18 protein-coding genes and 1 tRNA gene are annotated in these 15796 nt (G+C 62.8%); 10 read left to right on the top strand and 9 right to left on the bottom strand.

All coding sequences use genetic code 11. From position 1 onward, the window contains the following. Window positions 1–399: 399 nt before the first annotated feature. The 4 genes from NKJ57_RS01760 (at window position 400) to NKJ57_RS01745 (ending at window position 2882) form a co-directional block, all read left to right on the top strand. The gene (locus tag NKJ57_RS01760; protein ID WP_023735042.1) at window positions 400–1359 is read left to right on the top strand and encodes an alpha/beta fold hydrolase; all 960 of its coding nucleotides are present in this window, start codon (window positions 400–402) and stop codon (window positions 1357–1359) included. A 167-nt stretch (window positions 1360–1526) separates the two neighbouring features. Beyond that, a complete protein-coding gene (locus NKJ57_RS01755) occupies window positions 1527–1688 on the top strand; it encodes a hypothetical protein (RefSeq protein ID WP_023695699.1) in 162 nt (53 codons plus the stop codon). Window positions 1689–1691: 3 nt separating this feature from the next. Next, window positions 1692–1925 carry a DUF1127 domain-containing protein gene (locus NKJ57_RS01750; protein ID WP_023751336.1) on the top strand — a complete coding sequence of 78 codons (234 nt, stop codon included), beginning with the start codon at window positions 1692–1694 and terminating at the stop codon, window positions 1923–1925. Between the two features lie 126 nt (window positions 1926–2051). Continuing rightward, window positions 2052–2882, top strand: a complete 831-nt coding sequence (locus NKJ57_RS01745) for a helix-turn-helix domain-containing protein (protein WP_023735044.1) — start codon at window positions 2052–2054, stop codon at window positions 2880–2882. 12 nt (window positions 2883–2894) lie between these two features. On the opposite strand, the gene hisN is transcribed toward NKJ57_RS01745, so the two are convergent. After that, complete coding sequence (gene hisN / locus NKJ57_RS01740) at window positions 2895–3668, bottom strand: histidinol-phosphatase (RefSeq protein ID WP_023735045.1); 774 nt, start codon at window positions 3666–3668, stop codon at window positions 2895–2897. A 334-nt stretch (window positions 3669–4002) separates the two neighbouring features. Further along, window positions 4003–4944 (bottom strand): N-formylglutamate amidohydrolase, encoded by a 942-nt coding sequence (locus tag NKJ57_RS01735; RefSeq protein ID WP_023704024.1) that lies wholly within the window; start codon window positions 4942–4944, stop codon window positions 4003–4005. 164 nt (window positions 4945–5108) lie between these two features. Here NKJ57_RS01735 and cpdR point away from each other — a divergent pair, with 164 nt between their 5' ends. Both cpdR and NKJ57_RS01725 read left to right on the top strand, forming a co-directional pair. Further along, entirely contained in the window at window positions 5109–5471 is a 363-nt protein-coding gene (gene cpdR / locus NKJ57_RS01730) for a cell cycle two-component system response regulator CpdR (RefSeq protein ID WP_023671195.1), read from the top strand. Between the two features lie 116 nt (window positions 5472–5587). Beyond that, a tRNA-Val gene (locus tag NKJ57_RS01725) sits at window positions 5588–5662 on the top strand. A gap of 107 nt (window positions 5663–5769) precedes the next feature. Here the strand turns inward: NKJ57_RS01725 and NKJ57_RS01720 are convergent. The 7 genes from NKJ57_RS01720 to NKJ57_RS01690 all read right to left on the bottom strand — a co-directional run bounded on the left by NKJ57_RS01720 (window position 5770) and on the right by NKJ57_RS01690 (window position 11123). Continuing rightward, a complete protein-coding gene (locus tag NKJ57_RS01720) occupies window positions 5770–6057 on the bottom strand; it encodes a DUF982 domain-containing protein (RefSeq protein ID WP_352510374.1) in 288 nt (95 codons plus the stop codon). Window positions 6058–6172: 115 nt separating this feature from the next. Then, window positions 6173–6475 carry a DUF982 domain-containing protein gene (locus NKJ57_RS01715; RefSeq protein WP_023671193.1) on the bottom strand — a complete coding sequence of 101 codons (303 nt, stop codon included), beginning with the start codon at window positions 6473–6475 and terminating at the stop codon, window positions 6173–6175. A 180-nt stretch (window positions 6476–6655) separates the two neighbouring features. Then, a complete protein-coding gene (locus tag NKJ57_RS01710) occupies window positions 6656–7120 on the bottom strand; it encodes an Hsp20 family protein (RefSeq protein WP_023671192.1) in 465 nt (154 codons plus the stop codon). 407 nt (window positions 7121–7527) lie between these two features. Then, window positions 7528–7734, bottom strand: coding sequence for a hypothetical protein (locus NKJ57_RS01705; RefSeq protein ID WP_023710933.1), 207 nt, complete (start codon window positions 7732–7734; stop codon window positions 7528–7530). An 81-nt stretch (window positions 7735–7815) separates the two neighbouring features. Then, entirely contained in the window at window positions 7816–8784 is a 969-nt protein-coding gene (fcl, locus tag NKJ57_RS01700; RefSeq protein WP_023701026.1) for a GDP-L-fucose synthase, read from the bottom strand. A 9-nt stretch (window positions 8785–8793) separates the two neighbouring features. After that, a complete protein-coding gene (gene gmd / locus NKJ57_RS01695; RefSeq protein WP_023701025.1) occupies window positions 8794–9864 on the bottom strand; it encodes a GDP-mannose 4,6-dehydratase in 1071 nt (356 codons plus the stop codon). A gap of 104 nt (window positions 9865–9968) precedes the next feature. Continuing rightward, window positions 9969–11123, bottom strand: a complete 1155-nt coding sequence (locus tag NKJ57_RS01690; RefSeq protein WP_352510373.1) for a dihydrodipicolinate synthase family protein — start codon at window positions 11121–11123, stop codon at window positions 9969–9971. A 229-nt stretch (window positions 11124–11352) separates the two neighbouring features. On the opposite strand from NKJ57_RS01690, the gene NKJ57_RS01685 reads away from it, so the two are divergent. The 4 genes from NKJ57_RS01685 to NKJ57_RS01670 are packed head-to-tail and all read left to right on the top strand — an operon-like array spanning window position 11353 to window position 15791. Next, window positions 11353–12411: a LacI family DNA-binding transcriptional regulator gene (locus NKJ57_RS01685; RefSeq protein WP_023747128.1), complete on the top strand. Its 1059-nt coding sequence runs from the start codon at window positions 11353–11355 to the stop codon at window positions 12409–12411. Then, on the top strand, window positions 12408–13424 hold the full coding sequence (locus NKJ57_RS01680; protein ID WP_352510372.1) for a Gfo/Idh/MocA family protein: 1017 nt from the start codon (window positions 12408–12410) through the stop codon (window positions 13422–13424). Before NKJ57_RS01685 ends, NKJ57_RS01680 begins: the two co-directional genes overlap by 4 nt. Then, the gene (locus NKJ57_RS01675) at window positions 13421–15022 is read left to right on the top strand and encodes an acyl CoA:acetate/3-ketoacid CoA transferase (protein ID WP_023747126.1); all 1602 of its coding nucleotides are present in this window, start codon (window positions 13421–13423) and stop codon (window positions 15020–15022) included. The genes NKJ57_RS01680 and NKJ57_RS01675 overlap by 4 nt, the downstream gene beginning before the upstream one ends. Beyond that, window positions 15015–15791, top strand: a complete 777-nt coding sequence (locus NKJ57_RS01670; RefSeq protein ID WP_023671185.1) for an enoyl-CoA hydratase/isomerase family protein — start codon at window positions 15015–15017, stop codon at window positions 15789–15791. The genes NKJ57_RS01675 and NKJ57_RS01670 overlap by 8 nt, the downstream gene beginning before the upstream one ends. Window positions 15792–15796 lie beyond the last annotated feature (5 nt).

Below are 15796 nucleotides of genomic sequence, written 5' to 3'. Positions count from 1 at the left end.
CGTTTCGGGTGGACCAGCAGCCCCGACATCGGCGGCTGCATCCGACATTTGGGGAGCGCAAAAGCGCATTTCAAGGATTTTTGAAGAGCGCCAATCGAGGCGTCGATGAACGGCAGATGAACCGCTGCTTCGGCGCCCGTTCAGCCGGCCGGCGCTAGAGTGCCCCCAGGATAAAGAACCAGGCGGCGCCGGATGAAAGCGCCGCGACGAGGCCGACCGGGTGTAACGTCCCTTCCTCCCGGATCGACAGAGGCCGGAAGCACGCCGCCGCAGGCTGCTTCCGGCCTTGCTTGTCGTTCGTCCGCCCCCTTGGCGTCCTCCCTTTGCTTTTCATCCATTGGCGTCTATCACCATGCCGACGCCCTGCCGGGTGAGACACCACGAAGACGCAAGCGCCTAATGACGGATCTCTTCCATCCCACGCCAGGCAATCCGCCGCCGCAAAATGTCGCCGGCGGCTTTTTCACCACGCGCGACGGCAAGAAGATCCGCTACGGCCTGTTTGCCGCGGTCACCCGGCCGCTGAAAGGCACCGTCGTGCTGCTGCCCGGCCGCAACGAGTGCATCGAGAAGTATTTCGAAACCATCCGCAACCTGACCGACCGCGGCCTCGGCGTCGCCACGCTCGACTGGCGCGGCCAGGGCGATTCCGACCGGCTGATCGCCGATCCGCAACGCGGCTATGTCCGCTCTTTCTACGATTACACCGGCGACCTCGAACAGTTCTTCGAGGATATCGTGCTGCCCGACTGCCGCGGCCCGTATTACATCCTCGCCCATTCGATGGGCGCCGTGATCGCGCTGCTCGCGGCGCCGTCGATGGTCAACCGGGTGCGTCGCATGGTGCTGATTGCGCCTTTCCTGACGGTGCCCGACTCGCCCGTGTCGGCAAAAACCGCGCGCCGCGTCTGCTCGATATTGTGCTTTCTCGGCCTCGGCCGGCTCTACGCCGCCTGGGGTCCGCGTCCCAGGGAAACCCTGCCCTTCGCCCTCAACAAGGTGACATCGGACCCCGGGCGCTATCAGCGCAACACGAAAATCTACGAGCACTATCCGCAACTGGCGCTCGGCGGGCCGACGATCCGCTGGCTGCAGGCGGCAATCAAGGCAGGCGAAGCCATCAGTGAGCCCGACTTCATGGCCAGGATCCAGGTGCCGCTGCTGATGATCGCCGCCGGCGCCGATCAGGTCGTCTCGACCAAGGCCGTGGAAGCCTATGCCAGGCGTCTGCGTCTGGGCTCGCTGCTGATGATCGATGGCTCGAAACACGAGATCCTGCAGGAGGCCGATGTCTATCGCGAGCAGTTGCTCGCCGCCTTCGACGCCTTCATACCCGGCAACGGCGACCCGACAGCCTGATGCCGCCGGCGCTGCATGTTGCGGCGCCTTGAGCTTGCGTCGCCTGCTGACAGCCTTCTGTCAGGAGCAGCGCCGGCAGCACCCAAAGAGCTAAAGATTCTGACAGCCGGTGCCGCCCCGGAATGCTCATCTCTCCGGGTCGAACCGAACGCCAAGGAGATGACGTCATGACCGAGAAAACCTGCGCTGCCTGCGATTGCCAGCTGGACGCCAACCCGATCCGCGTCAAGGTCGGCGGCAAGACCGTCGAGGTCTGCTGCGAGGAATGCGCGATTGCGCTGAACGAAGCCGGCGCCTCAGTGGCCGGCGCCGGCAACGGGGAAGCCTGAGCGATGCGCCCCGATCATGCGGCGCAATGCCTCGCACATCAGCCGACAACTCAAACCGCGACGTTCCGGCGGTCCTTGCGGACACAAGGCATCGCGGCGGCCAACTGGATCGGCCGTCAATTGGAAAGGCGCCGAAGCCGCCTTGCCTTGCTCGAAATGACCGACGAACAGCTCAAGGACATCGGCCTGTCGCGCAGCCAAGCTCACTGCGAATACATGCGCCGTTTGTGGGACTGAGCCATGGCCGTTACAAAGGGCCCGACAGGTGAAGTCTCCTGACAGGTTTGGACAGGTCAATCGCCTAATGTGCCGGAGCAGCTTTCGGTGCAAGGGTAGAATGCCACGGCCATGTCTCAGCTCACCATGTCGCAGTTCACGGTACAGACACTTCTGGACACCGGCACCGTCATGGTGAGGGATGTCCTCTGCAGCGGCGAATGCCGGCACAAGAGCGAAGAAGAGTGCACCGCTGCCACGCATCTTGTGTTTCCCTATCGCGGCGTCTTCGTGCGCCATGTCGGCCGCAACGATGCGGTCGCCGAAGCCAACCAGTTGTTGTTCTTCAACAACGCCGAAGGCTACCGGATCAGCCATCCCGTCGAGGGTGGCGATTCCTGCCTCGATCTCGTTGTCGAGGAGGCGCAACTGCAGGAGCTGACGCCGAAGGAGCAGTTGCGCTCGGGCAGCGCCGTGGCGTTTCGTCGTCAGCGCCGCCGCATCGACCCGCGGGCTCAGGCGCTGGTGGCGGTGCTGCGCCACAGCCTGAGCCGCAACATTGCCGAAACGCTGGAGGCCGAAACCCTGGCGCTGACGCTGGTGCGGCGCTCCCTCGGCGAGCGCACCTCGCATGCCGCCGGCGCAAGCGCTGGCCGGCAGAAGCTGGTCGATCGCGCCAAGCTCGTCCTGTCCTCGGATCTTTCGCGGCGCTGGACGCTGGCCGAGATCGCCGCTGAAGTCGGGGTATCACCGGTTTATCTCACGCAGGTTTTCCAGCAGGTCGAGGCGATGCCGCTCTATCGCTACCATCTGCGCCTGCGGCTGGCGCGCGCGCTCGACCTGCTTGGCCGCTACGACAATCTGACCACGCTCGGCCTGGACCTCGGCTTCTCCAGCCACAGCCATTTCAGCTCAGCGTTCAGGCAGGTCTACGGGCGAACGCCGGCGGAATTCCAGCGCTCGATCAAGCCGCGCTGATCGGGTCGACTATCAGCCCCGCAGGGCTGCCATTGCAGCCGCGTGAAGCTCCGGCGTTGCGGCGGCCAGGATGTCGCCGCCCTTTTCCGCCGGACCGCCCACGAATGTGGTGACGACGCCGCCGGCCTTTTCGATGATCGGGATCAGCGCCACGATGTCGTAGGGTTTCAATCCGGGATCGGCGACGATGTCGACGCTGCCCGAGGCAATCATGGCAAAGGCGTAGCAATCGGCTCCGTAGCGGGCGAGCTGGATCTGTTTCTCGAACGCGTCGTAGCGGATGCGCGCCTCGCCCTTGAAAAGCGCCGGCGTGGTGGTGAACAAGGTCGCCTCGTCAAGCTTCGTCCTCTTGCGGGTCGACAGCTTCCGCGGCCCACCGGGGCCTTCGTAGTGGGAGCCGGAAGCGTTGGCGTAGAACAGCTCGCCGGTGAACGGCTGCGCCATCATACCGGCGACGGCGTCACCGTCGACCGTCAATCCGACCAGCGTTCCCCACACCGGCAGGCCTGAGATGAAGGCGCGGGTACCATCGATCGGATCGATCACCCAGACATGCCTTGAGGAGATGTTTTCGCTGCCATGTTCTTCGCCAAGGATACCGTGATCGGGATACTCAGCCGAGATCAGCGCCCGGATGGCGCGCTCGGCCTCGCGGTCGGCCTCGGTGACCGGGTCGAAACTGCCTTTTTCCTTGTTGGCCACCGCGCCCTGTGCGCGAAAACGCGGCAAGGTTTCAGCCGCCGCCGCTTGCGCGATCCGGCGCATGAAATCGATGCTGATGTCCACGTGATTCTCCCGCATTGCAGAGTGCCAACCCGGTCTGCAGGCACTTTCCCGCCAAAACAAGCCGGTTTATCGATTTTAGAGACATCAGCGTTGCCGAAATGTCACACATCGGCGCCATCGAAACGCATTTTCACATCAGAGTGAATTAAAAAAGCGTGGGATCGATTGACATTTGTGCATCGCACAATAAATTTGTTCTCGGACAGGTTTTCCTGTCCATGCCCTCCTTGGGCGTTTCCTCCCTAGACTTCGACCGTGTCGTGCAAACGATGCGGTCTTTTTTTACGCTGCGGGATGGCCAGCGCGGGATCTCATGAACAGCCGCCGCTCCGTGTCATTCGGCGGCCAGCGGCAGGTCTATGAAGTGGTGGTCGGGCATCGCCATCAGGTCGGCCGAAAAGCGCGCCATATCGTCGGCCAGCGCATCGAAGCCGGCCGATTTCTGGAACGTCCGCTCATTCATGTAGAGGCCGCGATTGACCTCGATCTGCAGCGCATGCAGATGGCGCGCCGGCCGGCCGTAATGCTCGGTGATGAAGCCGCCTGCATAGGGTTTGTTGTGGGCGACGGTGTAGCCCATGCCGATGAGCAGGCCGATCGCCGTCTCGGTCAGGGCTGCCGTGGCCGAGATGCCGAAACGGTCGCCGACGATGAAATCCGGCCGCAGGCCGCTGTCGCCCACCCTGATGCTCGCCGGCATCGAATGGCAGTCGATCAGCACGGCATAGCCGAACCTGGCATGGGTTCTGGTCAATAGCCGCTTCAGCGTCTCGTGATAGGGTTTGTAGACCGCCTCTATGCGCTGGACGGCCTCCGCCAGCGGCAGACGGCCGGAATAGATGTCGAGCCCCTCACCCACCAGCTTGGGCACGGTGCCGAGCCCGCCGGCAACGCGCGCCGAGCGGATGTTGCAGAAGGACGGCACCGGCTCGGCGAACATGCGCGGGTCGAGTTCCCAGGGTTCGCGATTGACGTCGAGGTAGGCGCGCGGAAAATTCGCCGCCAGCATCGGCGCGCCCAGCACCACCGCGCTGCCGAACAGCTCGTCGACATAGCAATCCTCGGAGCGGCGGATGGCGTTCCGGTCGAGCCGCGCCATGGCCAGGAAGCGGTCTGGATAATAGCGGCCGCTATGCGGTGAGTTGAAGACGAAGGGAACGCGCTGCTCGGCGCCCGATCGGATTTCGAAGGGTGGAACGACCGAAAAATCCTCGGCTGCCGTCGTCAATTTGAACGAACCCGGAAACAGCAATGCATCATGATGGGAAACTGCCACCTCATCGGCCGCATGTCCAGCATTTCGGCATGTCAGGAACCCCGTCAAATCAGGATTAATGCCGCCAACGTTCACTTGATGTTTACCGTCAGCTCCTCATATACAGGATGGTTAACGGGCTTGCCGGACGGCAGGCTTGGCTGGGGTGATTCGGACGGGACAAGATGGCACGCATTCTGCTGGCGGAAGACGACGACGACATGCGCCGGTTCCTGGTCAAGGCACTGGAGCGGGCCGGCTATCACGTCAGCGATTTCGACAATGGTGCCAGCGCCTATGAGCGGCTGCGCGAAGAACCTTTCTCCCTGCTGCTGACCGATATCGTCATGCCGGAGATGGACGGCATCGAACTCGCCCGCCGCGCCACCGAGATCGATCCCGACCTGAAGGTGATGTTCATCACCGGTTTCGCGGCCGTCGCGCTCAACCCCGATTCCAAGGCGCCGAAAGACGCCAAGGTGCTGTCCAAGCCCTTCCACCTGCGCGATCTCGTCAACGAGGTCGAAAAAATGCTCCAGGCCGCCTGAAGCACGCACAGTGTTGATCTCGCCGCTTCTTCGGCGGCGCGACAAAACGAGCCTTTCTTTCCCTTTTCCGGCTATTGACGCGCTGGACCAAAAATGGTGTATGCGCGGCTTCGGATGGGCGTGTAGCTCAGCGGGAGAGCACTGCATTGACATTGCAGGGGTCACAGGTTCAATCCCTGTCACGCCCACCATCCTTTCGATAACTTAGCCAAGCCCGTTCTTGGCGCACCCCTTCGACGACTTAGCCGGTAAGGCGGCCACCGCTTGTGGCAGCCGCCCCGTTCAAACGCGACGCGCTTTAGACGTGGTGCGGGCTTAGCGTCCTTGAAGGCGCAGGCTCGATGCCGTCCTCCATAAGAATATCCTTCTTGCGAGCGAACGCGACGAAGACGCCTCGTGCTGTCTCGGGTTCCACATCACCAATCAGAGCGGCTTTGCAAGCGCGAATAGCAGCTCTCTGCTCCGGGCTGTTGCCACACCATTCGGATGCGAATTGATAGGCATCTGCGACCGTGTTGAGTTGGCGGGGAAAGCCCAAGCCCACCCACACCCGGACTGGCTTTTCAAAAAGTTTCGATAGCATCATGACCTCCTTTCCTAATGCATGTCACCCAGAAGTGTGCCGCGGGTCTGGGACAACGACATGCATCAAAACAAAGACTTAAAGCGTGTCGCATGAATCGGTTTCAGCGCGACGCGCTTTAGGCAGTCACTCCTCCGCCTTCGCCACCTCTGCCCATCATCCACGGCATTGTCGTGGATACTTCCTCAAGGATTCTGGCTGCTTTCGCAAAACCGCTGAACGCGTCTCTGGCTGCGGAAAGCGGATAATCGCTATCGAAAGCTCGCTGGCAGGCCCGCAATGCGGTTTGGTGAATGGGGCCGCGCCTGTCCTTCGGCCATTCATAGAGGAACTCCAGAGCGTCCTCGAGACACGTGATTTCCTGAACAAGGTTGTCGCCGCTTTTCACGAAAACGGCGCTGTCAAACATCCGATCGTTCATATGATCCTCCAAATCGAACGAACCATTGAGTTTCATGGTTTGCGCGGTCCAGGCCAACTGCGGGCGCGCGACAATGCGCGCCAGTACGTCCTGCAGTGATCATCTTCGTTTCTCCGCAATCACAGCCTCCCGGCCGAAACCGGGAGGCGGACCGCAGTTCAAAGTGACAGATCGGCAGGATTACGCGGCTTTACGCGCGCGGTCCGTGTCTTGCGTGATCTGAGTGGCGGCCGTCGGCGTGTCGCCCACGCCGATGCTGATGCGGCGCGGCTTCAGCTCTTCGGGAATCTCGCGGACAATGTCGATCGAGAGAAGGCCATTCTCCAGTTTGGCTGCCTTGATCTTCATGTGGTCGGCAAGCTTGAACGTCTGCCTGAAACTGCGGTAGGCGATGCCCTGGTGCAGCAGCTGGCGTCCGCTCTGATCATCAGCTTTCTGGCCTACCACGACCAGTTCGGGTCCATGCTGGGTAAGCTCGACCTCATCCTGGCTGAAGCCTGCGATGGCCATCGAGATACGGTAATCGTTCTCGTCGACCTTCTCGATGTTATAGGGCGGCCAGTCTGGACGCGTGCCGCTGTCGAGCATGTCGAAAAGCCGGTCGAAACCGACGGTGGTCCGATAGAGGGTATCAAAGGTTCTCATAGCCACATCCTCCTTGAAGCAACATGGGTACAAGGACGCCGCCCCGTGCGGCGCCGCCATTTTTTGCCGAGCCTTATGGCCTTGGCGGAAATCGAATTAGGAGGCGCCCCAAATGAGTTCAAGAGCATCTCGAATTTTTTTTAGTAGCATCCTTCGCATCGACGGAAAGCGAAATCTGAGTTTCTACGGGACCTTCCCTTCGAACAGTCGAACAGCCCCTTGAAGTACAGATCCGGCGGGAAGTTTTCGCGCGATCTGCGCGACCGCATCGTCTACTGCCCCGCCGTCCCGTTTCGTATTCAAATGCCGGCCAGCAAGGAACCGGGTAGCGGCCTTCCGATCCGTAAATCCACCCTGTCTTGGGCCGAAACGTCCCGGCACGTGCCGGGACGTTTCTGGCTCGCGGATCACTGTGGCCGCGGATCGGGCCTGTCGGGCTTGTCATGAGGGGTGTTGTTGCCTTCACGGCACGGTGTGCCGATGCCGCAGCATTTGCCGTTGTAGGTGACACCGGGCTTGGTCTTCTCGCATTCCCTCGGCGGTGCCGTCTGACACCCTGCCAGCACCGAAACCGCGATGGCGGCGAGAAATGCGTTTCTTGAAGTGATAAACATTGACGTTCTCCTTGATGGACCGTGTTTGCTACACACCGCTTGGTCGCGGGCGGCAGCGAAATGGTTCAAGGAAAATTGGAATCAGGCCGCGCCGAGGCGGACATCACCCTTCTCAATATGGTTGAGAAACCACGCATATGTCTGTTCCAATCCATCGCGAAGCGCGTAGCGCGGGCGCCATCCCGTCGCAAACAGCCGCGAAACATCCATCAACTTGCGCGGCGTGCCATCTGCCTTGGTCGTATCGAAGGCGATATCAGCCTCGACGCCGGCGACCGATGCGACGGTCTGGGCAAGCTCGGCAATGGTGACATCCTCGCCCGAACCGACATTGACGTGGCTGTCGCCGGCATAATTCTTCAACAGCCAGACCAAGGCACCGGCGGCGTCGTCGACATGCAGGAATTCACGCCGTGGCGTGCCCGAGCCCCAGACCTCGAGGCTGTTGCCGCCGCTCAGCGCCAGTGCATGCGCCTTTCGCATCAGGGCCGGCACGACATGGCTGGACTGGAGATCGAAATTGTCGCCAGGACCGTAAAGGTTGGCCGGCATCGCCGAGATGTAGTCGACGCCATGCTGGCGCCGATAGGCCTGGCACAGTTTGAGCCCGGCGATCTTGGCGATCGCATACCATTCATTGGTGGGTTCGAGCGGACCGGTCAGCAGCGCGTCTTCCCTGATCGGCTGCGGCGCGAGCTTTGGATAGATGCAGGACGAGCCGAGAAACAAAAGCTTGCCGACCTCGCTGCGAAAGGCGCCGTCAATGACATTGCCCTGCATAACCAGGTTTTGCTGCAGGAAATCGACAGGGAACCGGTCATTGGCCAGGATACCGCCGACTTTGGCGGCCGCCATCACCACCGCATCCGGCCTGTGCTCGGCCATCCAGCGCCGCACCCCTGCCTGGTCGAGCAGGTCGAGCCTGTCGCGCGATACGGTGAGTATCTCGCAGTCCTCGCTCGCCAGCCGGCGCACGACGGCCGAACCGACCATGCCGCGATGCCCGGCGACGAAGACACGCTTGCCTTTCAGATCAAATGTCGCGTCCATGAACCTGCCTCACGCAGAACGGCTGTTCTGCCGCGTGCCGCCGGCGGTGCGCGCCAGATCGGCCTGCACCATTTCCGCCACCAGATCCCTGAAGCCGGTCGTGTGCGACCACCCCAGCCTGGCTTTGGCCTTGGCGGGGTCGCCGAGCAGCAGGTCGACCTCGGTCGGCCGGAAATAGCGCGGATCGATGCGCACCAGGACAGTGCCCGAACCGGCATCGACACCGACTTCATCGACACCCTCGCCTTGCCAGCGGATGGTGCGGCCGGTCTCGGCAAACGCCAGCTCGACGAATTCGCGCACCGAATGCGCCTCGCCGGTCGCCAGCACGAAATCGTCGGCTTCGCTGTGCTGCAGAATGCGCCACATGCCCTCCACATAGTCGCGCGCATGGCCCCAATCACGCTTGGCGTCGAGATTGCCGAGATAGAGCGTGTCCTGCAGGCCATGATGGATCGAGGCGACGGCCCGCGTGATCTTGCGGGTGACGAAGGTCTCGCCGCGTGTCGGGCTTTCGTGGTTGAACAGGATGCCGTTGGCGGCGAACATGCCGTAAGCCTCGCGGTAGTTGACCGTGATCCAGTAGGCGTAAAGCTTGGCCGCGGCATAGGGCGAGCGCGGATGGAAGGGCGTCGCCTCGCTTTGCGGGACCTCGCGCGCCTTGCCGTAAAGCTCCGACGTCGATGCCTGATAGAAGCGCACCGACTTCTCCAGGCGCAGGATGCGGATCGCCTCGAGCAGCCTGAGTGTTCCCAGCGCATCGGCATTGCCGGTGTATTCCGGCGTCTCGAAACTCACCTGGACATGACTCTGGGCGCCGAGATTGTAGATCTCGCCGGGCTGTGTCTCCTGCACCAGGCGAATAAGGTTGGTCGCGTCGGTCAGGTCGCCATAATGCAGGAAGAAACGCGCACCGCGCTCGTGCGGATCGACATAGATGTCGTCAACGCGCTCGGTGTTGAACGAGGACGAGCGGCGTTTGACGCCATGGACAATATAGCCCTTCTGCAGAAGCAATTCTGCGAGATAGGCCCCGTCCTGCCCGGTAACCCCGGTGATGAGCGCCACTTTTTCCGTCATTGCCGCTCCGTCCGCATCCAATCCCGGCAACCGAATACAGATTTGGCGCGAGAACGCAAATCCCCCATACGGGGGACAGGTTTCAGCCAGCGATTGTGTCGTTCTCAGGCACCTGCAACCGCGCAGAAATGCTTCATCCTGGCCAGCGCAAGCTCGGGATCGGCGAGCAACCCTGCCTGGTCGGCAAGGCGGAAGATGTCGGCATAGTGCAGGATGCCGCGCGCCGACTGCATGCCGCCGACCATGGCGAAATGGTCCTGATGGCCGTTGAGCCAGGCCATGAAGACGATGCCGGCCTTGTAATACTCCGTCGGCGCCTCGAAGATCTTGCGCGACAACGGCACTGTCGGCGCCATCAGCGCGTCAAATCCGGCGCGGTCGCCGTCAGCCAGTTTCGCGAGCGCCGCACTGGCGACCGGCGCGATGGCGTCGAATATGCCGAGCAAGGCGTGCGAGTGCCGCTTCCCGTCGCCGGCAATCAGTTCGGGATAGTTGAAATCGTCGCCGGTGAACATGACGACGCCTTCCGGCAACCGGTTGCGCAAGGCAACTTCCTTGCCGGCATCGAGCAGGGAAATCTTTATCCCCTCGACCTTGCCGGCATGGCGCTCGATGATGGCGACGACGGTGTCGAGCGCGGCCTCGAAATTGCCGCTGCCCCAATAACCTTTCAGTGCAGGATCGAACATGTCGCCCAGCCAGTGCAGGATGACCTTGCCGGATGCCTGGCTGAGGATGCGATCGTAGACCCTGATATAGTCGTCCGGACCCTTTGCGACCGCTGCCAGCGCCCGGCTGGCCATCATGATCGCCTTGCCGCCCTCGCCTTCAATGAAAGCGAACTGCTCCTCATAGGCGGCGATCACATCTTCGAGTGATCTCGAATTGGCCGGCGCCAGATGATCGGTGCCGGCGCCCGAGGCGAGGTCTGCGCCTTCGACGCTGCGCGCCTCGGCGATCGAGCGCCGGATCAATTCCTGCGCATTCGCCCAGTCGAAACCCATGCCGCGCTGCGAGGTGTCCATCGCCTCGGCGATGCGGAAGCCAAGCCGCCACAAATGATGCCGAAACGCCATCGTCTTGTCCCAGTCGACCGCAGGCTTCGACCAGGGGTCGGTCATCGCGAAAGGGTCGGCGACGACATGGGCAGCGGCATAGGCGATGCGCGGGAAAACCGCACCGATTACGGGCTCGACCGGACTGCCCGCGAGCTTGTAGCTGACGCGGCCGCCATTCTGCGTAGGCAGGGTGATATCCATGGCAACCTCCGTTTTCGGCATCCTATAAATGGAACGTTCCAATAAATCAAGAACCTTTATGATTCAGGCGATTGAACCGGTCCAAATGCCGAAGAAGGCTAAGAGCCCTTGCTTGGAACCGCATTCCTCACCTTTTCGATCTCCGCAAGAATCCCGATTGACTCTCGTTTGGCAGAGTGATTAGAACGTTCCAATAGATTTGCTCATTCAGGCGGAGGAAACCACCGACATGGCCAGCCGGCCCAAGGCAACGATCCTGGACATCGCCCGCGAGGCTGGTGTGTCCAAATCGACGGTGTCGCTTGTGCTGCAAGGCTCAGGGCTGATCCGGCCTGAAACCGCGGTCAAGGTTCGCAAGGCGATCGAGGATGTCGGCTATGTCTACAACCGCGGCGCCGCCAATCTGCGCAAAGCCCATTCCAACGTCATCGGCATGGTCATCAACGATCTCACCAACCCCTTTTTCGCCGAGCTGGCGGTCGGCATGGAGCGCGTCTTCCAGTCAGCCGGCATCGTGCCCTTCATCGCCAACACGGCGGAGAACCCGGTGCGCCAGGAAGAAGTGCTGAAGTCGCTGATGGAACAGGGCGTCGCAGGCCTGATCGTGTCACCGGCACGCGGCACCACGCCGGGCGCCTTCCGTCGCCTCGAGATGGCGGGCGTGCCGGTCGTCTTCGCCATGCGCCGCCTGCCGGACAGCCGCATCCCGGTGATCGCTCCTGACAACCATCGCGGCGCGTATCTCGCCGCCGCCCATCTGATCGGCAAGGGCCATCGCCGGCTGGCCTTCTTCGGCGGCACCTCCGACCTGGTCGTCTATCAGGAGCGCCTGGGCGGTTTTCGTGAAGCTTGCGAAACATTGGGCATTGCCAGGCGCGACGTGCTTGTCGTCGAAGGCGAGACCAGCCGCAGGGGCGGCATCGCGTGCCTGGAAACCGCCCTTGCCATGGCCGAGCCGCCGACGGCGGCACTGTGCTTCAACGATGCCGTCGCCTTCGGCGTCATGCTGGCGCTGCGCAAGCGCGGGCTGGAGCCCGGCGCGGACTTTGCCGTCGTCGGCTTCGACGACGTGGTCGAGGCCGAGCATTATATGCCGGCGCTGACCAGCGTCTCGGTCGACACACCCGGCCTCGGTGAACGCGCCGCCCACGTCATGCTGAAGATGATCCAGTCGCGCACCACGCATGCCGAGGACCATATCGGCGCCGTCAATCTGGTCGTCAGGGACAGCTGCGGTCCCGGTCGCCGCGCCCAGAACACATCAGCAGGAATGGGAGACGCGGCATGAGCGTCAGATGGGGACTGATCGGCGCCAGCACGATCGCCAAACAGTTCATGATCAACGCCATCCGCGCACAAAAGGATGGCGAGATATCAGCGGTGATGAGCTCCAACCCGGAGCGCGCCAAGACCTATGCCGCAGAAAACAACATTCCTCTCGCCGTCTCGACGCTTGACGATTTGCTCGGCGCCGACATCGACGTCGTCTACATCTCGACCACCAATGAACTGCATCTCGAACAGGCGCTGGCCGCGATAAAGGCGGGAAAGCATGTTCTGTGCGAAAAGCCGCTGGCGCTGAACAGCACTGATGCGCGCACGATGGTCGCCGCCGCCAAGGAAGCCGGCGTGGTGCTTGGCACCAACCATCATCTGCGCAATGCCGGCGCCCACCACGCCATGCGCGACGCCATATCAGCCGGCCGCATCGGCAAGCCGATTGCCGCGCGTGTGTTCCATGCCGTCTATCTGCCGGAGAACCTGCAGGGCTGGCGCATCACCAGACCGGAAGCCGGCGGCGGCGTGGTGCTCGACATCACCGTGCACGATGCCGACACGCTGCGCTTCGTGCTCGGCGACGACCCGATCGAGATTTCGGCCTTCACCCAGTCGGCCGGCATGGCCGGCAGCGGGCTGGAAGACGGTGCCATGTGCATCTGGCGCTTCAGGTCCGGTTTGATTGCCCAGTCGCATGAAGGCTTCACAACCAAGTTCGCCGATACCGGCTTTGAGGTGCATGGTTCCGAAGGTTCGCTGATCGCAAAAAATGTGATGACGCAGAAGCCAGTCGGCTCGGTGCTGCTACGCACCGCCAAAGGCGAGGAAGAACTGAGCTTCGACCGAGAAGACCTCTACGCCAGGTCGCTGCGCCAGTTCCATGCCGCCATGCGTGGAGAAGGCCAGCCCTCCGCCACCGGCGAGGACGGCGTCTGGTCGCTGGCGTCGGCCGAAGCAGCGTTGCTGTCCGGGAAATCCGGCAAGGCGGTTGCCATCGAGCCGAAACTCGGGAGCGCCAAGTGAGCAAGCTCGTCTCCGCTCAGCAGGCCGCCAACCTCATCAAGGACGGCATGACCGTGTCGGTCTCGTCGTCGAGCGGGCTCGGCTGCCCGGACGCCGTGCTCGCCGCCATCGGCGGGCGCTTCGACGCGGAAGGCCATCCGAAAAATATCACCACGCTGCACCCTATCGCCGCCGGCGACATGTATGGCATCAAGGGCATCGACCATCTGGCCAAGCCCGGTTTGTTGAAGCGCACGCTCTGCGGCTCCTATCCCTCGGGCCCCTCCTCGTCCGAGCCGCCGCAGATCTGGAAGATGATCGGCGACAATTCGGTCGCCGCCTACAATGTGCCGTCGGGCATCCTGTTCGACATGCACCGCGAGGCCGCCGCCAAGCGGCCGGGCGTGCTGACCAAGGTCGGCCTTGACACTTTTGCCGACCCGCGCCACCAGGGCTGCGCCATGAACGCGGCTGCAAGCGAGCCGATCGTCTCGGTGCAGCAGTTCGACGGCGAGGAATGGCTCTATTTCCGCTCGATCGTGCCCAACATTTCGATCATCCGCGCTACCACCGCCGACGAGCGCGGCAACCTGACCTATGAACATGAGGGCGCCTATCTCGGCGGCCTCGAACAGGCGCTTGCCGCGCGCAACAATGGCGGCATCGTCATTGCGCAGGTCAAGCGCGTCGTCGAGAACGGCACGCTGAAGCCGCATGACGTGCGCGTGCCCGGCGTGCTGGTAGACCACATCGTGGTGGCGCCGGACCAGTTGCAGACGACGCTGACGCCTTACGACCCGGCGATTTCGGGCGAGATCTTCCGCCCGCTGTCAAGCTTTCGCAACGCCGAAATGAACATCCAGAAAGTAATCGCGCGCCGCGTCGCCATGGAGTTGCGCGATGGCATGGCCGTCAATATCGGCTTCGGCATCTCGGCCAATGTGCCGCGTATCCTTCTCGAGGAAGGCCAGCACGGCAAGGTCACCTGGGTGATCGAGCAGGGCGCGGTCGGCGGCGTGCCGCTGCTCGACTTCAAGTTCGGCTGCGCTTCCAACGCCGAGGCGATCATGCCCTCGCCGCACCAGTTCATCTATTTCCAGGCCGGCGGCTTCGATGCCTCGCTGCTCTCCTTCTTGCAGATCGACCGCCATGGCTCCGTCAACGTGTCGAAACTCTCGGCCCGGCCACATGTCACCGCCGGGGCCGGCGGCTTTGTCGACATCACGGCACGGGCGAAAAAGATCGTCTTCTCCGGCTTCTTCAATGCCGGCGCAAAACTGTCGCTCGCCGATGGCGGCATCCGCATCGATGCAGAAGGCAAGGTCAAGAAGGTGGTCAACGAGGTCGAACACATCTCCTTCTCCGGCAAGCGCGCCGTCGCGCAAGGGCAGGACATCACCTACGTCACCGAGCGCTGCGTGATGAAGCTGACGCCGGACGGTCTGATGGTGACGGAACTGGCGCCCGGCATCGACCTCGAACGCGATGTGCTGGCGCAGTCAGAGATTCCGCTCGGCATCGCCAACGATCTCAAGGTCACGCCGGCGGCTCTCTATCAGGACCGGCCGATCGGCCTGTCGCTGAATGGTGGCGCTTCGCTCGGAGGCGCGCATGGCTGAGCGCCTCGTCACCTTCGAGCAGGACGGCGCCATCGGCATCGTCACGCTGCGCCGGCCGGAGAAGTTCAACGCGCTGGACATTCCGATGCTGCGCGCGCTCGAGACAGCGCTCGACGAAGCCGAAATGGCTGAAGGCGTGCGCGTCGTGCTGATCCGCGGCGAAGGCAAAGGCTTTTGCGCCGGCGGCGACGTCGAGGCCTGGGCACAAATGAGCGCTGCCGACTTTCAGGTGCAATGGGTGCGCTACGGCCACCGTGTCTTCGACCGACTGGCGCGGCTGCGGCAGCCGACCATCGCGGTGCTTTCCGGCCATGCGCTGGGTGGCGGGCTGGAGCTGGCGGTCGCCTGCGACTTCCGTGTCGCCGAAACGCAGGTGAAGCTCGGCTTTCCCGAGACATCGATCGGCGTCGTCCCCGGTTGGTCCGGCACGCAGCGCGCCGTGCGCCGCTTTGGGGCCCAGATCGTGCGCCGCATGGCACTCGGCGGCGAGCTCTTTGCCGCCTCCGACGCGCTTGCCCTCGGCGTCGTTGACCGCGTGGTCGAGACCGGCCAGGCGCTGGCAGAGGCCAGGACTTGGGCCGAAAAAATCGCCGGGCGCGGGCCGCTCGCAACCGAAGCCGCCAAGCTGATGATCGCAGTCGCCGAAGGCGAGGAAAGTGCGGCCGCCACCGAGGCGCTCGCCAGCGGCTTCGTTGCGCTGACCGGCGACCTCAAAGCCGGCGTGAGCGCCTTCAAGGCCAAGCAGAAGCCGGCCTTTTCAAGATCCTAGAGAAA

This window comes from Mesorhizobium sp. M0077, from assembly GCF_040322955.1.
In the GTDB taxonomy this organism is placed as follows: domain Bacteria; phylum Pseudomonadota; class Alphaproteobacteria; order Rhizobiales; family Rhizobiaceae; genus Mesorhizobium.
Note: the sequence above shows the minus strand (reverse complement) of the source record. Positions and strands in the feature narration are given on the sequence as shown.

Excerpts from the sequence above, each read along its gene's own strand:
- cpdR (WP_023671195.1), top strand. The coding sequence starts at position 5,109 with ATGGCACGCATTCTGCTGGCGGAAGACGACGACGACATGCGCCGGTTC.
- NKJ57_RS01720 (WP_352510374.1), bottom strand. The coding sequence starts at position 6,057 with ATGATGCTATCGAAACTTTTTGAAAAGCCAGTCCGGGTGTGGGTGGGC.
- NKJ57_RS01715 (WP_023671193.1), bottom strand. The coding sequence starts at position 6,475 with ATGAACGATCGGATGTTTGACAGCGCCGTTTTCGTGAAAAGCGGCGAC.
- NKJ57_RS01710 (WP_023671192.1), bottom strand. The coding sequence starts at position 7,120 with ATGAGAACCTTTGATACCCTCTATCGGACCACCGTCGGTTTCGACCGG.
- NKJ57_RS01760 (WP_023735042.1), top strand. The coding sequence starts at position 400 with ATGACGGATCTCTTCCATCCCACGCCAGGCAATCCGCCGCCGCAAAAT.
- NKJ57_RS01750 (WP_023751336.1), top strand. The coding sequence starts at position 1,692 with ATGCGCCCCGATCATGCGGCGCAATGCCTCGCACATCAGCCGACAACT.
- gmd (WP_023701025.1), bottom strand. The coding sequence starts at position 9,864 with ATGACGGAAAAAGTGGCGCTCATCACCGGGGTTACCGGGCAGGACGGG.
- NKJ57_RS01685 (WP_023747128.1), top strand. The coding sequence starts at position 11,353 with ATGGCCAGCCGGCCCAAGGCAACGATCCTGGACATCGCCCGCGAGGCT.
- NKJ57_RS01745 (WP_023735044.1), top strand. The coding sequence starts at position 2,052 with ATGTCGCAGTTCACGGTACAGACACTTCTGGACACCGGCACCGTCATG.
- NKJ57_RS01755 (WP_023695699.1), top strand. The coding sequence starts at position 1,527 with ATGACCGAGAAAACCTGCGCTGCCTGCGATTGCCAGCTGGACGCCAAC.
- NKJ57_RS01690 (WP_352510373.1), bottom strand. The coding sequence starts at position 11,123 with ATGGATATCACCCTGCCTACGCAGAATGGCGGCCGCGTCAGCTACAAG.
- NKJ57_RS01705 (WP_023710933.1), bottom strand. The coding sequence starts at position 7,734 with ATGTTTATCACTTCAAGAAACGCATTTCTCGCCGCCATCGCGGTTTCG.
- fcl (WP_023701026.1), bottom strand. The coding sequence starts at position 8,784 with ATGGACGCGACATTTGATCTGAAAGGCAAGCGTGTCTTCGTCGCCGGG.
- NKJ57_RS01670 (WP_023671185.1), top strand. The coding sequence starts at position 15,015 with ATGGCTGAGCGCCTCGTCACCTTCGAGCAGGACGGCGCCATCGGCATC.
- NKJ57_RS01680 (WP_352510372.1), top strand. The coding sequence starts at position 12,408 with ATGAGCGTCAGATGGGGACTGATCGGCGCCAGCACGATCGCCAAACAG.